The sequence below is a fragment of the Nonomuraea sp. NPDC003707 genome (assembly GCF_053587055.1).
In genome coordinates, this window is the sequence record NZ_JBSFNK010000003.1 from 266,559 (window position 1) to 279,078 (window position 12,520).

13 protein-coding genes are annotated in these 12,520 nt (G+C 72.1%); 4 read left to right on the top strand and 9 right to left on the bottom strand.

Annotated features, from left to right (window positions below; all coding sequences use genetic code 11):
• Positions 1–64 precede the first annotated feature (64 nt).
• Both ACWDRB_RS08865 and ACWDRB_RS08870 read left to right on the top strand, forming a co-directional pair.
• Positions 65–1,990, top strand: a complete 1,926-nt coding sequence (locus tag ACWDRB_RS08865) for a hypothetical protein (protein ID WP_449892533.1) — start codon at positions 65–67, stop codon at positions 1,988–1,990.
• Positions 1,991–2,139: 149 nt separating this feature from the next.
• On the top strand, positions 2,140–3,006 hold the full coding sequence (locus tag ACWDRB_RS08870) for an alpha/beta fold hydrolase (RefSeq protein ID WP_449892534.1): 867 nt from the start codon (positions 2,140–2,142) through the stop codon (positions 3,004–3,006).
• On the opposite strand, the gene ACWDRB_RS08875 is transcribed toward ACWDRB_RS08870, so the two are convergent.
• Together ACWDRB_RS08875 and ACWDRB_RS08880 are read right to left on the bottom strand one after the other, a co-directional pair.
• Entirely contained in the window at positions 2,977–3,195 is a 219-nt protein-coding gene (locus ACWDRB_RS08875; RefSeq protein ID WP_449892535.1) for an ATP-binding protein, read from the bottom strand. The genes ACWDRB_RS08870 and ACWDRB_RS08875 overlap by 30 nt on opposite strands.
• 144 nt (positions 3,196–3,339) lie before the next feature.
• Complete coding sequence (locus ACWDRB_RS08880) at positions 3,340–3,918, bottom strand: TetR/AcrR family transcriptional regulator (protein WP_449892536.1); 579 nt, start codon at positions 3,916–3,918, stop codon at positions 3,340–3,342.
• A 123-nt stretch (positions 3,919–4,041) separates the two neighbouring features.
• On the opposite strand from ACWDRB_RS08880, the gene ACWDRB_RS08885 reads away from it, so the two are divergent.
• Entirely contained in the window at positions 4,042–4,620 is a 579-nt protein-coding gene (locus ACWDRB_RS08885) for a TIGR03086 family metal-binding protein (RefSeq protein ID WP_449892537.1), read from the top strand.
• Positions 4,621–4,675: 55 nt separating this feature from the next.
• On the opposite strand, the gene ACWDRB_RS08890 is transcribed toward ACWDRB_RS08885, so the two are convergent.
• Genes ACWDRB_RS08890 through ACWDRB_RS08905 form a run of 4 tightly spaced genes read right to left on the bottom strand, consistent with a single transcriptional unit; the run spans position 4,676 to position 8,856 of the window.
• The gene (locus ACWDRB_RS08890; RefSeq protein WP_449892538.1) at positions 4,676–5,380 is read right to left on the bottom strand and encodes a crotonase/enoyl-CoA hydratase family protein; all 705 of its coding nucleotides are present in this window, start codon (positions 5,378–5,380) and stop codon (positions 4,676–4,678) included.
• Between the two features lie 25 nt (positions 5,381–5,405).
• Positions 5,406–6,233 (bottom strand): PIG-L family deacetylase, encoded by an 828-nt coding sequence (locus ACWDRB_RS08895; protein ID WP_449892539.1) that lies wholly within the window; start codon positions 6,231–6,233, stop codon positions 5,406–5,408.
• A 39-nt stretch (positions 6,234–6,272) separates the two neighbouring features.
• Entirely contained in the window at positions 6,273–7,706 is a 1,434-nt protein-coding gene (locus ACWDRB_RS08900) for a tetratricopeptide repeat protein (protein ID WP_449892540.1), read from the bottom strand.
• Between the two features lie 55 nt (positions 7,707–7,761).
• Positions 7,762–8,856, bottom strand: coding sequence for a glycerophosphodiester phosphodiesterase (locus ACWDRB_RS08905; protein WP_397366781.1), 1,095 nt, complete (start codon positions 8,854–8,856; stop codon positions 7,762–7,764).
• 122 nt (positions 8,857–8,978) lie between these two features.
• On the opposite strand from ACWDRB_RS08905, the gene ACWDRB_RS08910 reads away from it, so the two are divergent.
• Positions 8,979–9,707, top strand: a complete 729-nt coding sequence (locus ACWDRB_RS08910; protein ID WP_449892541.1) for an SDR family NAD(P)-dependent oxidoreductase — start codon at positions 8,979–8,981, stop codon at positions 9,705–9,707.
• On the opposite strand, the gene ACWDRB_RS08915 is transcribed toward ACWDRB_RS08910, so the two are convergent.
• From ACWDRB_RS08915 to ACWDRB_RS08925, 3 genes are read right to left on the bottom strand one after another with little or no spacing between them, the layout of a single operon-like run.
• Positions 9,708–10,718: a LacI family DNA-binding transcriptional regulator gene (locus ACWDRB_RS08915; protein WP_350727768.1), complete on the bottom strand. Its 1,011-nt coding sequence runs from the start codon at positions 10,716–10,718 to the stop codon at positions 9,708–9,710.
• A 24-nt stretch (positions 10,719–10,742) separates the two neighbouring features.
• Positions 10,743–11,555, bottom strand: coding sequence for an ATP-binding cassette domain-containing protein (locus ACWDRB_RS08920; RefSeq protein ID WP_397366779.1), 813 nt, complete (start codon positions 11,553–11,555; stop codon positions 10,743–10,745).
• Positions 11,552–12,514, bottom strand: coding sequence for an ABC transporter permease (locus tag ACWDRB_RS08925; protein WP_449892542.1), 963 nt, complete (start codon positions 12,512–12,514; stop codon positions 11,552–11,554). The genes ACWDRB_RS08920 and ACWDRB_RS08925 overlap by 4 nt, the downstream gene beginning before the upstream one ends.
• Between the last annotated feature and the right edge of the window lie 6 nt (positions 12,515–12,520).

Sequence of the window (12,520 nt, forward strand, 5' to 3'; positions counted from 1 at the left end):
TAGGCGCTGTCCCGCAGTGGTACGGCAGCCTGCTCGGCTTCGACTTCGTCTATCCTCGCCAGCTATGGATCTTCGAGGCAGAACCGTGGTCGTGGCGGGCAGCTTCCGTACCGAGTCCGTCGCGAAGCTGAAGGCGCGGCTCGAGGCGGCCGGGGCGAGCGTCGTGGACGAGGTGTCGCGTTCGGTGGACGTCGTGTTCGACGGGTACGACGGCGGTTACCCGAACGAGCACGTCCGCGCTGCGGAGCGACTGGGCGTGCCGGTGTTGCCGGTGACGGAACTCCTGGCGCCGGCCCCGCGTAGCGGGTCCGGGGAGTTCCCCGATCTGGAAGCGGCGCGGGACGATCCTGCTGCCCTGCTCGAACTGCTGGAGGACGCCGACTGGTCGGCGTTCGAGCCGGAGCGGGACCTGCTCCCGCTGCGTGACCTGCTGGCCGGGGTGGAAGAGCGGCACGGCGTCACCGGCGCGCACCTGCTGGCCACCGAGCGCCTGCGCGAGCGGGGGGCGCGGCTGCGGCACCCGTACACCATGTTCGGGGGCGGCTTTCAGGACTACGCGCTCAGCCCGTGCGGCCGCTACCTCGCCACGGGCCGGGGCCTGACGAAGGACAACTACGACGGCACCGGTCCCCTGCAGGTGTGGGAGATGGCCACGGGGCGCCTCGTCAACACGATCGACATCATGTACGGCGTCGGCTGGCCCGGCCGCCGCGACACCGTGCAGTGGTCGGCGGACGGCACCCGGGTCGCGCTGGCGTTCTGCACGAACAACGTCGGAGTGTGGGACCCGTTCGGCGCGCGTACCAATCCGTACGGGAGCGCGGACGTGACGGACGGGTACGACGCCGCGGCGATCTTCACCCTGGCCCCCGACGGCCGCCGGGCCTACGTCTCGATGAGCAGCGAGCACGAGATGATGGGCTGCGTCGCGGCGCTGGACGAGGGCAAGGTCTTCTACAACGACTACCGCCACCACAACACGGGCCCCGAGCCGGCCATGCTGACCGAACCGCTGCCGGAGGAGGCGAAGGAGCGGCTCAAGGACGACTACTTCTCCTTCCGCCGGGTGCGCTGGTCCCGCGACGGCGGGCGGCTGCTCGGGGACAACGACACGTGGGCCGCCGTGGTCGATCTCCCGGGCGGGCGGATGCGCTGGCTGGCGCTGACCGCCGGCCCGGTCGCGTGGAGCCCGGACGACCGGTACGCCGCCGCGCTGACGCCGGGTCGCCCGCGCCGGCTGACCGTCTTCGACGCAGACACCGGGCGGCCGGTGGGCGACCCCGTGGCCCAGGCCGAGGGGTCGCTGCACTGGGGCATGCGCGGGGCCGAGGCCCGGCTGGCGGTCGTGGTGGAGGACGGCGGCGGTGTCGACGTTCACGACGCGCACGGCCGCCCCCGGTACCACCTGCCCATCGCCACCACGAGGCGCGTCGGCCGGTACTTCTACGACGGCCAGGAGCGCCCCTGGGCCTGGGAGAGCGCCGGGGACTTCGGCGCCTGCCTGACCGCGGACGGGCGGGCGGAGGTGTGGTCGCTGGGCGACGAACCGGCCCGGGTCGGGTCGATCGAGGCGCCGGACGGGACGGAGGCGGTGCTGTGGGGCGCGGACGGGGTGCTCGCGCTGATCGGCGCGCAGACGCTCCGCTTCGTCGGCGCCTTCACCGGTGCCGTGCTGGGCGACTTCGTGTTCGGCCGTTACTTCGACAGTGAACGGAGTCCGCTCGACGACGATTACGCGACCTTGCACGGGATGTTCCGGTCGGACGCCTTTCCCCTGGCGGACTCCTCGTGGTGCGCCATCGCCGACCCCGCAGTCGGCCCTGCCGCGGCCCTGGTGATCGCCGACGAGGACCGCCTGAACTCCCCGGGCGACCTCGACGCCGTCCTGGCCTGGACCGTCGACCGCCGCTTCTCCTGGCCTGTCCGCTGGGGCCGGCTCGACGTCGTCGCGAGCGTCGAGGCGGCGTCCGCGCTCCTTCGCCGGACCTGAAGAACGGCAGGCAGGCCCCGCTGAGCCGGCCGCGTCCGCCACTACGTGCCCTGTGCGGTTCGCGCGGACGCCTGCCCGGCGGGGCCCGCCGATGCCGGACCGGTGAAGTCGCGGATGCGAGCCGGCGGCGTCCCGGGCAGGATTGCCCGATGCGGCATGACGAGACGGTGTGCACGGTGTCCGGTTCGCTCGTCCGGGCCTACAGAGCGGGCGACGGCCCCGAACTGGTGCTCCTGCACGGCGGCGGGCTGGACAGCGCCCGCCTCACCTGGGAGCCGGTCTGGACGGCGCTCGCCGCGCACGCCCGGGTGACCGCACCCGACCTGCCCGGTTTCGGCGGCACCCCGCTGGGGACGACCGAGCCCACCTTGATCGGGTACGCGGCCTGGCTCCGGGAGTTCCTCGACACGTGCACCACCGGCCAGGTCGCCATCGCCGGGCTGTCCCTCGGCGGGGGGATCGCCCTGCGGGTGGCGCTCGACCAGCCGGACCGGGTCGCCAAGCTGGCACTCTGCGCGCCGTACGGGGTGAGCCCGTCCGTGGCCGGCGGCCGGGCCGGCTACCTCGCCGTGCACGCCCCGTACGCGCCGGCCGTGTCCAACGCGCTCATGCGACGCAGCGACCGGCTGCTCCGCGCCGGCCTCCGGGCGGTGCTCCACCGCCGGGACGCGGTGACGGCCGGCCTTCTGGCCGACGTACGAGCGGCGTTGTCCGGCCCGGACGCCGGTGTCGCGTGGTCGGCGTTCCAGCGGGACGAGGTGCGCTGGAACGGCCCGCGTACGTGCTTCGGCGACGAGCTGACCCACCTCGCCTGCCCGGCGCTGCTGCTGTGCGGGGGGAAGGACACGCTGGTGCCGCCCGGCGACGTACGCGCGGCGGCGGCCCTCATCCCGGCCGCCCGCTTCGCCCTGGTCCCCGATGCCGGCCACTGGCTGCCCCGCGACGCGCCGGAGCGGGTCGCGAAGGAACTGGTGTCCTTCCTGACCTCAACCGCACCGACACCTCCCGCCCCGTGACCCGTCACCCTGGAAAGACCCACCCCTCAACACCCGCAGGTCGGACGCCTGCGTGGCGGCGAAGTCGAGCAGTGCCGACTTGCCGATCCCCGCCTCACCGCGAATGACCAGCGCCCCGCTGCGGCGCGCCCGCGCGTCGTCCAGCAGCCGCGCGACGAGCCCGCACTCCCGTTCCCGGCCATGCAGCATGAGCCGATCGTACGACCCGGCTCCGGAGCGGGATCCGGGTCAGTGCTCGGCGATGTCCCTCAGGTGCTCCGCCGGGCGCCCAGCGATCCGGCCGGCGCGGCGCTCATGCCCTCGACGCCGGCGCGCACGCACCTGTAGGAATCATCACTTGTGGGACAGGAGGCGGTCGACCAGCGTGCCGGCGTAGTCGGGGGTGAGCGGGCCCGCTCCGAACAGGATCCGGATGTACATCGGGGCCAGGATGTGGTCGAGGACGTCCAGGACGTCCGGCGGGTGTTCGCCCCGGTCGCGGGCCCGGTCGAGCATGACCTGGAGTTGGCGGGAACGTTCGGCGAGGAACGCGTCGCGCGCCCGCAGGCCGTCCTGCCCCGCCGTGGACAGGGCGATGACCAGGCGCAGCACCGCCGGCCCGTCGGGGCCGGTGACGTCGCGGGCCACGTTGGCGGCGTAGGCGCGCAGGTCGCCCGCCAGGCTGCCGGTGTCGGGGATCGGCGACTGCGTGGTCAGCCAGGTGATCGCCACGTCCATGAGCAGGGCCTCGAGGTTGCCCCAGCGGCGGTAGACGCTGGTGTCGGCCACGCCGGCGCGGGCCGCGACCTCGCCGACCGTGAAGTTCCCGTAGCCGCGTTCGGCGATGAGGTCGGTGACGGCCTGGTGCACCGCTGCCCGGACGCGGGCGCTGCGACCACCGGGCCGGCGGGCCGCCTGTCGCTCTTCCTCCATGCCGCCACCTTAACGCAGTTGCGACTTGCGTTTGCGGCTTCTGCGGCTCTAGATTGCGCTTTAACGCAGTCGCGGCCTGCTTTAGAGCGCGACGGTAGGCCCCCGCATCCCTTGGAGAACGGCATGAGCAGCGTCATCGAGCAGATCGACCGGGCCATCGACATGACGGCCGCCATCGTCAAGGGAATCGGGCCCGACCGGCTCGGAGCCGGCACGCCGTGCCCGGAGTGGGACGTACGCACCGAGCTCAACCACCTGGTGGGCGGCATGCGGATCTTCGCCGCCGAGCTCACCGGGACCGAGGCTGGGGCCGATCACGAGTCCGACTGGCTGGGCACCGATCCGCAGGGGGCCTTCGCCGTCGCGGCCGACCTCGACCGCGCGGCCTGGCACCGGCCCGGCGTCCTGGAGACGAGCGTGCGTCTGGGGTTCGGCACCGTACCCGGGCCGATGGCGGCGCTCATCCACCTCACCGAGGTGCTCGTGCACGGCGTCGACCTGGCACTCGCCACCCGCCAGGAGCACCTCGTCGACCAGCGCTCCTGCGAGGAACTGCTGGCGGTCATGCGCGGCATGGACTTCGACGCCTTCCGCCGGCCGGGCATGTTCGGCCCCGAACTGCCCGCCCCGGCCGACGCCACCACTCACCAGCGGCTCCTCGCCTTCCTCGGCCGCGCCGTCACTTCCGAGGCCGCGCGCTGATCACCCCACTGGCCCACCCGCGCTGACAAAGGGCCTCGCAAACAAGAGCGTCCCATTACGCTGGCGGCCAGCTTGCCCCCGGGCCCAGCTCCTCCGCGATCCCGGCCCGCATCGCCTCCAACGTCCGCCGCCGCGCCCGCGCCTTCGTAGCCGCATGCGCCCTCATGTTCAGGCCGGTCAGCGCCTCGGCCGTCTCGCGGGCCACGTCGGACACCCGGGCCGGCTCCACCACCCGGTCCAGGAACCCGGCCGCCACCCCGTCGTCGGGCGAGAACGTTTCGGCCAGCAGCACCGCCCGCGTGAAGCACGCGGGCGTGAGCCGCTGCCGGAGGATCTCGACCGCCGCGTACGGCATCGTGATGCCCAGCGCCACCTCGTTGGCCACCAGCCGGTACGGCCCGGCCGCGCCCACCCGGTAGTCGGTCGACAGCAGCAGGAACGCGCCCATCGCCACCGCGTGCCCCGTGCAGGCGGCCACCACCGGCGTCGGGAACGACAGCAGCCGCTCCGCCAGCTCGAACCCGCCCCGCACCAGCGCCAGGGCCCCGTCGCCGCCCGCCGCGAGCGCCTTCAGGTCGAACCCGGCCGAGAAGACCCCCTCCCGGCCCTCCAGCAGCACGACCGCCGAGTCGGCGGCCGCCCGGTCGAGGGCGGCGCCGAGCTCGGTCAGCATCTGGACCGAGACCGCGTTCACTTTGCCGTCGTCCATGGTGATGGTGGCGACGGAGTCCTTGAGCTGATAACTGACGAGGGTGCCCATAGGGCTCAGAATAATGTTCTGGAGGCTAGCCGTCACGCAGTCCCGCGAACAGGTCCTCCTCATGATCGGGCGCGTCCACCTTGCACAGCTTCCGCTCGAACGCCTCGTGCGAGAACGCCTGCTGCTGCACCTCCTCGGGCATGCGGAGCAGGAAGATGTTCTCGCCCTGGCTCTCGTGCGCCCTGAGCGCCTTGAGCTTGCGTTCGACGAACGGCGCGATGTCGACGATGCTGGTGACCCGCTCGTCGGGGGTGCCGAAGTCGTCGGACGGCTGGAAGTCGCCGAGATCGACCCCGTTGGCCCGCATCATCTCGAACATCTGCTTGATGCCGGACCGAGGCATGGCCGTGTAATAGAACTTGTCGGGAATGCCGGTCTGCTCGACGGCCGCCACCGTGACGCGGTGGGCCTGGACGTGGTCGGGATGGCCGTAGCCGCCACCGCCGGTCTCGTCATAGGTCACCACCACCTGGGGCCGGTAGTGCTCCATCAACGCGGCCAGCTTGGCGGCGGCCGTCTCGACCGGCACGTTGGCGAACGCGTCGGGGTGGGCGTTGGCGTCCCAGCCCTCCATGCCGGAGTCACGGTAGCCGAGCAGCTCCAGGTGGTCGATGCCCAGGTGGGACACCGACTCGCGCAGCTCGGCCAGCCGCTGCTCGGCCACCGCCGCGTCGTCGTGGCCGTCCTCGCCCGGCTTCACGCCGCCCTGGCCATCACCCTGCTCACCGTTGGTGCAGGTGACCAGGACCGTGCGGATGCCCTCGTCGGAGTAGCGTGCCAAGATGCCGCCGGTGCTGAGGCACTCGTCGTCGGGGTGTGCGTGTACGACCATCAGGGTGAGTTGGCGTTCCATGGCCGGAAACACTACCCGCCGGCTCCGACAGTTCCGCAGCTAGGACCGGCCGCCGTCCGAGGCAGGATCGCCGACACGCAGGCCGCCGTTGCGGGCCAGCTCCCCGGCGCGCAGGCGGGCGGCCGCGGCGGCGCCCCGTTCGCCCAGCTCATCGGCGAGGGCGGCCTGCTTGAGCCAGTTGTACGGGCTGCACGGCCGGACGTTGACGCGCTCGCTCACCAGCACCCGCGCGACATCCCGCCGCCCCGCCCGCAGGGCCGCCTCCAGCAGGGTCTTCTGCACGGCGTCCCGCTGTGCGTGGCTGCCGCCGAACTCGTTCACCCGGTGCCTGATCGGATGGAGCAGGTCCACGACCGCGTCGTAGTCGCCCCGTCCGAAGGCCACCAGCGAGCGGCACACCGGCAGGCCCACCCTGAGCGTCATGTCCCGGTTGGTGACGCCCGGACGCGGCTCCAGCACGTACGCCTCGCGCGTCGCGATCAGCTTCTCCGCCTCCCCGATCCGCCCGGCGCCCACGTACGACATGACCGCGTGCATGTCGTTGAACGCGTAGAACGGCTCGGCCACCCTGACCGGCCACGCGTCGGCCAGAGCGCGCCAGCGCTCGTGCTGCTCGGAGCCCTCCAGGTGGAGCCGCCAGAGCAGGGCGGCGGCGTCCAGCAGCTCCATGCAGGTCTCCCCGCCCGCGAGCACCGAGTCGTAGATCGCCAGCGCCCGCGCCTCGTCACCGGACTCCAGCGCGAAAAGGCAGTAGTGCCACCAGTTGTGGATGTTGAAGAACGTTCCGGTGGACCAGTCCGGGACCCGCGCGTCGAAGTAACGCAGCCCCTCCCCGAACCGCCCCTGCATCTCGTACGTGTGCACGACCGCGTGAATGCCCCACACGTCGCGCGCGTTCAGCTCGACCGCCCGCAGCCCGGCCTCCTCCGACCGGTCGTAGTGCCCCGCCTCCTCCAGGCCGAAGGCGTACATCCCCAGCACGTGGCCGAAGTGCGGGTCGTCCTCCCGCCAGGCGTTCAGGGCCCCGCCGATCCGGTCGCGCAGTGAGCGCGCGTCGCCGGTGAAGAAGTCGACCTGGTGCCCGGCCGCCAGCGCCAGGGCGTCGCGCGGGTGCTCCACGGTGATCTCGCCGAGCAGCCGCCCGCACGTCAGCCAGTCACCGTCGAGCAGCGCCTGCACGGCCGCCACGTGGGCGCGCTCGCGGGGCAGCAGCGACGACTCGTCGATCCTGTCCCGGAACGCCCCGAACCGCGCCCGCGCCTTCCGCGCGTCATCGACCTCGGTGGTGAGCAGCCCGAGGTACGCGCTCAGGACGTTGCCCATCGGGAAGCCGGGCGACTCGGCCAGCGCCGCCTTGGTCTCGGTGGCGACCTCCACCCGCAGGTGCAGCAGTTCGTCGATCGCGCGGTCGTAGTGCCGCGCCGCGGCGGCGCCGGCCCCGGTCATCGCCAGGCCGTGCTGGTCGTTCCTCACCGGACCAATGTACCCACTGATCCGGTGGGGAATAGGGCCGACGCCCCACGAGTCCCTACGCCTGCCGTCCGCTCACCACGGCCCTGCCCATGGCGGGGTCGTCGCAGAAGGCGCCGTCGATGCCCAGGTCGATCAGCTTCGACAGCCACCCCATCACGTTCCCGGTGGCCCGGGGGTAGACGGGGCTGGCCGGGTTGCCGAGCCGGTAGTCGGCGGGCAGCTGCGAGTTCTCGTTGCGTACCGTCCAGACGTGCACGTCCAGCCGGCGCCGGTGCGCGTCGGCGACCAGCGTGGTGGGTTCGAGGGTCTTGCCCGAGGCGTCCTGGGGCACCACGCGCCGGGTGTCCACCCCGATCCCGTTCGCGTACGAGGCCACCTCGCGCAGCCCGTCCGGCTTGACCATGTCGTCGTACGTGCGGGTGCTCCCGGAGGCGACCCAGTCGTACGGCGCGCCCCCGAACGTGATCAGCTGGATCAGCGGCAGGCGGGTCTTGCCGCGCAGCTCGCGCAGGTTCGCGGTCTCGAAGGACTGGATGTACGCCTTGCGTACGCGATACCGGTTGAGCACGTCCAGCAGCGGCTCCTCCAGCGACAGGCCGATGGAGTCGAAGTACGTCGGGTGCTTGGTCTCGGGGTAGACGCCGACGCCGTGCTCCTGCGCCAGCTTCACGACCTCCTCGAACGTCGGGATCTCCGGCAGCCCGTCGAACGCGGTGTTGTCCGGCCGCAGGTCGGGGACGCGCTCCTTGGCGCGCAGCGTCTTCAGCTCGGCCAGCGTGAAGTCCTCGGTGAACCAGCCGGTGATCGGCCGGCCGTCCACGGTCTTGGTGGTGCGCCGGTCGGCGAACTCCGGGTGCGCGGACACGTCGGTCGTCCCGGAGATCTCGTTCTCGTGCCTGGCGACCAGCACGTGATCCTTGGTCGAGACGAGGTCGGGCTCGATGTAGTCGGCGCCCATGGCGATGGCGGTCTCGTACGACAGGAGCGTGTGCTCGGGCCGGTGGGCGCTCGCGCCCCGGTGGCCGATCACGATGGGTGCCTGGCCGCGGCGCTCGGCCGTGGCGGGAGTCGTCTGGGTCAGCACGACCGCGACGGTACCGCCGGCGACGACTCCGGCCAGCACACTCGCGAGTAACCTGCGCATTCTCATGCGCGCACCGTAGACCGCCCAGGTGGACCGCGAGTTACGCGTGAGCACACAGTGGAAGACGTACGGAAACGCCCCATTCCAACGTGCCGTCAACGCCTCTGTCACGGGGAAGATTGGGTGACATGACCCAACTCACTGGCCGCGTTGCCCTGCTGACCGGCGCGTCGGGCGGCATCGGGCAGGCGATCGGGCGCCGCCTCATCGCCGCGGGAGTCAGAACCGCCTTCACGTACGGCACCCGCTCCGAGCACGCCGACGACCTGGTGGCGCGGGCGCGGGCCGCCGGCGTGGACGCGATCGCGCTCCCGGGCGACCTGGCCGACCCGCAGGTCCCGGTCGCCCTGCTGCGCGCCACGACCGAGGCGCTTGGCCCCGTCGACCTGCTGATCTCCAACGCAGGCTACGCCATCCAGCAGGAGTACACGGCGGTGAACGCGGTGACGTGGGACCGCACGATGGCGGTCAACCTGCGCGCCCCGTTCCTGCTGGCGCAGCACGCTCTGCCGGGGATGGCGCAGCGGGGGTTCGGGCGGGTGCTGTTCATGTCGTCGATCGCGGCCTTCACCGGCGGCATCGTCGGCCCGCACTACGCCGCGTCCAAGGCGGGCCTGCACGGCATGCTGCACTTCCTGGCCGCCCACGTGGCCTCCCACGGCGTGACGGTCAACGCCCTGGCGCCCGCCCTGATCGAGGACACCGCCATGCTCCCGGCCACGGCGAGCCCCAGCCACCTGCCTGTCGGCCGCTTCGGGCGTCCGGAGGAGGTCGCCGACCTGGCCCTGGCCGTCCTCCGGAACGGCTACCTGACCAGCCAGGTCCTCAGCCTGGACGGCGGCGCCTACCCCCGCTAGCTACCTGGGGGCGGGCAGCTCGCCCGAGCCCCGGACGACCAGCCGGGTGGGCACCAGCGTCCTGCGGGCCTTGGAGCGGTCGCCGTCCAGCCGCGCCAGCACCTGCTCGGCCGCCGCGGCCCCCATCCGCGCCGGGTCCTGGGCCACGACCGTCAGCGGCGGGTCCAGGCACTCGGCCAGGGGCAGGTCGTCGAAGCCCACCAGCGCCACGTCCCTGCGGCGGGCCCGTGACAGCGCCACCACCGCGCCCGTGGAGGCGAGGTTGTTGCCCGCGAACAGGGCGGTCGGCGGATCGCCGAGGGCTAACAGCCGCATCGTGGCCCGGGCCGCGGCCTCCTGGTCGTGACCCGTCTCCACCAGGCCCCGGTCGAACGGCAGCCCCGCGCCTTCGAGCGCGTCGCGGTAGCCCTGGAAGCGTTCGCGGCGCGTGTAGAGGGCGGCGGGCACGTCGCCGACGAAGCCGATCCTGCGGTGGCCGTGGGCGATCAGGTGGGCGACGCCGGCCCTGGCGCCCTCCCGGTTGGCGCTGACCACGCTGTCGGCGGTCAGGCCGACGGCCGGCCGGTCGAGGAAGACGATGGGCAGGCCGGCCACGCGTTCGTTGCGCAGGTGGCGGTGGTCGCTGGTGGCCGAGGGGACCACCATGAGCGCGCTCACCCTGCGGGCCAGGAACGTCGCGATCAGCGACTGCTCCAGGTCGGCGGTCTCGCTGGAGTTGCCGACGATGAGGGTGAGGCCGCGGGCGCGGACGGCGCTCTCGATGCCGCCCGCGACCGTGCCGAAGAACGGGTTGCCCATCTCGGGGATGACCAGGCCGATCGCGGCGTCGCGCGCGCCGACCCGCATGTTGCGGGCCATCAGGTTGGGCTGGTAGCCCAGCTTCCTGACGGCCTCCATGACGCGCTCGCGGGTCTCGACGGCGACCGGGCCGTCGTCGTTGAGCACCCGCGAGACCGTCTTCGCCGTGACGCCGACCTCACGCGCCACATCTGTCATCGTCGGACGCCGCATTGCGCCCATGTTAGTGGCCGCTCATCAGGTCAACCCGATAGCCTCCGCCGCGCCCTGGTCCGCCACCACCGCCTTGCCTTCCGAGACCTGGAGGGCGCCGGTCATGATGGCCACCACCTCGGCCATGCTGTGGTCGCCCGGCTTGATCTGGGCGACCCGGCGGCCGAGGCGCTGGACGTGGATGCGGTCGGCGATCTCGAACACGTGCGGCATGTTGTGGCTGATCAGCACGACCGGCGTGCCCCCGTCGCGGACCCGTTTGATCATGTCGAGCACCTGGCCGGACTCCTTGACACCGAGCGCGGCGGTGGGCTCGTCCATGACCACGACGTGCGTGGCCCACGCCACCGCCCTGGCCACGGCCACACCCTGCCGCTGGCCGCCGGACAGCGACTCGACCGGCTGGGTGAGCGAGCGCAGCCCGATCTTGAGCTCGGCCATGTGCCGGGCGGACTCCTCGCGCATGCGCTTCTTGTCGAGCATGCGGAAGACGCTGCCGAGGATGCCGGGCTTGCGGATCTCGCGGCCGAGGAACATGTTCGTGGCGATGTCGAGCGAGGCCGCCACCGCGAGGTCCTGGTAGACGGTCTCGATGCCCTGGCGGCGCGCCTCCAGCGGGTCGCGGAAGCGCACCGGCTTGCCGTCGAGCAGGATCTCGCCGGTGTCGGGCTGGAGCGCGCCCGTGAGCGCCTTGATGAGGCTGGTCTTGCCGGCGCCGTTGTCGCCGATGACGGCGAGCACCTCGCCGGGCATCAGCTCGAAGTCGGCGCCGTCGAGCGCGGTCACGTGGCCGTAGCGCTTCACCAGGCCGCGGGCCTGGAGCACGGGGGTCGTCATCGGTTCCTCCTGCGGGAGAGCTGGTCGACCGCGACGGCGAGGATCACCAGGATGCCGGTGATGAGCGTCTGATAGATCGACGGTACGCCCATCAGCTGCAGCCCGTTGCGGAACACCCCTACGATGAGCGCTCCGACGAGCGTGCCGATCACCAGTCCGCGGCCGCCGAACAGGCTCGTCCCGCCCAGGACGACCGCGGTGATGCTGTCCAGGTTGTCGGTCTGGCCGGCCTGCGGGTCGCCCACTCCGGTACGCGAGACCAGCAGCAGGGCGGCGATGCCGTACACGAAGCCGGCCAGCGTGTAGACGCCGATGGTCAGCCGGCTCGTCCTGATGCCGGTCAGGCGGGCCACCTCGGGGCTGTTGCCGAGCGCGTACACGTGGCGGCCCCATGCCGTGGAGCCGAGCAGGTACGCGAACAGCAGGAACAGCAGGATCGTCAGCAGCGAGCCGTAGGTGACGTTCGTCTGCCCGACCTGGAACGTCTGGCCGAGGAACGTGAGCACCGGCGGCAGGTCCGTGACCGTCTGCTCGTTGGAGTAGATGTGGGTCAGGGCGAAGACCACGTTCAGCATGCCGAGCGTCACGATGAACGGCGGCAACGAGATCCGTGTCACCAGCAACCCGTTGACCAGCCCGAACAGCGAGCAGACGACGAGCCCGGCGGCGACCGCGAGGACCGGCGGCAGGCCGCTGTCCACGGCCAGCTTGGTCATCACGATGCCGCCGAACGCCATGATCGCGCCGTTGGACAGGTCGATGCCCGCGGTCAGGATGATCAGCGTCTGGCCGATGGCCAGCGTGCCGACCACCATGACCTGCTGGATGATCAGCGAGAAGTTCGGGCCGGTGAAGAACTGGTCGGTCCTGAGCGCGAAGAACACGCAGGCCAGGACGAGCGCGGCCAGCGGGCCCGCGACGGGTGTGGAGATCAGGCGGCGCGGCAGCGTCGCTTCCATGACGGC

Coding starts and splice junctions, on each gene's coding strand:
- ACWDRB_RS08870 (WP_449892534.1), top strand. CDS start 2,140: ATGCGGCATGACGAGACGGTGTGCACGGTGTCCGGTTCGCTCGTCCGG.
- ACWDRB_RS08915 (WP_350727768.1), bottom strand. CDS start 10,718: ATGCGGCGTCCGACGATGACAGATGTGGCGCGTGAGGTCGGCGTCACG.
- ACWDRB_RS08890 (WP_449892538.1), bottom strand. CDS start 5,380: ATGGGCACCCTCGTCAGTTATCAGCTCAAGGACTCCGTCGCCACCATC.
- ACWDRB_RS08925 (WP_449892542.1), bottom strand. CDS start 12,514: ATGGAAGCGACGCTGCCGCGCCGCCTGATCTCCACACCCGTCGCGGGC.
- ACWDRB_RS08920 (WP_397366779.1), bottom strand. CDS start 11,555: ATGACGACCCCCGTGCTCCAGGCCCGCGGCCTGGTGAAGCGCTACGGC.
- ACWDRB_RS08880 (WP_449892536.1), bottom strand. CDS start 3,918: ATGGAGGAAGAGCGACAGGCGGCCCGCCGGCCCGGTGGTCGCAGCGCC.
- ACWDRB_RS08885 (WP_449892537.1), top strand. CDS start 4,042: ATGAGCAGCGTCATCGAGCAGATCGACCGGGCCATCGACATGACGGCC.
- ACWDRB_RS08865 (WP_449892533.1), top strand. CDS start 65: ATGGATCTTCGAGGCAGAACCGTGGTCGTGGCGGGCAGCTTCCGTACC.
- ACWDRB_RS08910 (WP_449892541.1), top strand. CDS start 8,979: ATGACCCAACTCACTGGCCGCGTTGCCCTGCTGACCGGCGCGTCGGGC.
- ACWDRB_RS08905 (WP_397366781.1), bottom strand. CDS start 8,856: ATGAGAATGCGCAGGTTACTCGCGAGTGTGCTGGCCGGAGTCGTCGCC.
- ACWDRB_RS08875 (WP_449892535.1), bottom strand. CDS start 3,195: ATGCTGCATGGCCGGGAACGGGAGTGCGGGCTCGTCGCGCGGCTGCTG.
- ACWDRB_RS08895 (WP_449892539.1), bottom strand. CDS start 6,233: ATGGAACGCCAACTCACCCTGATGGTCGTACACGCACACCCCGACGAC.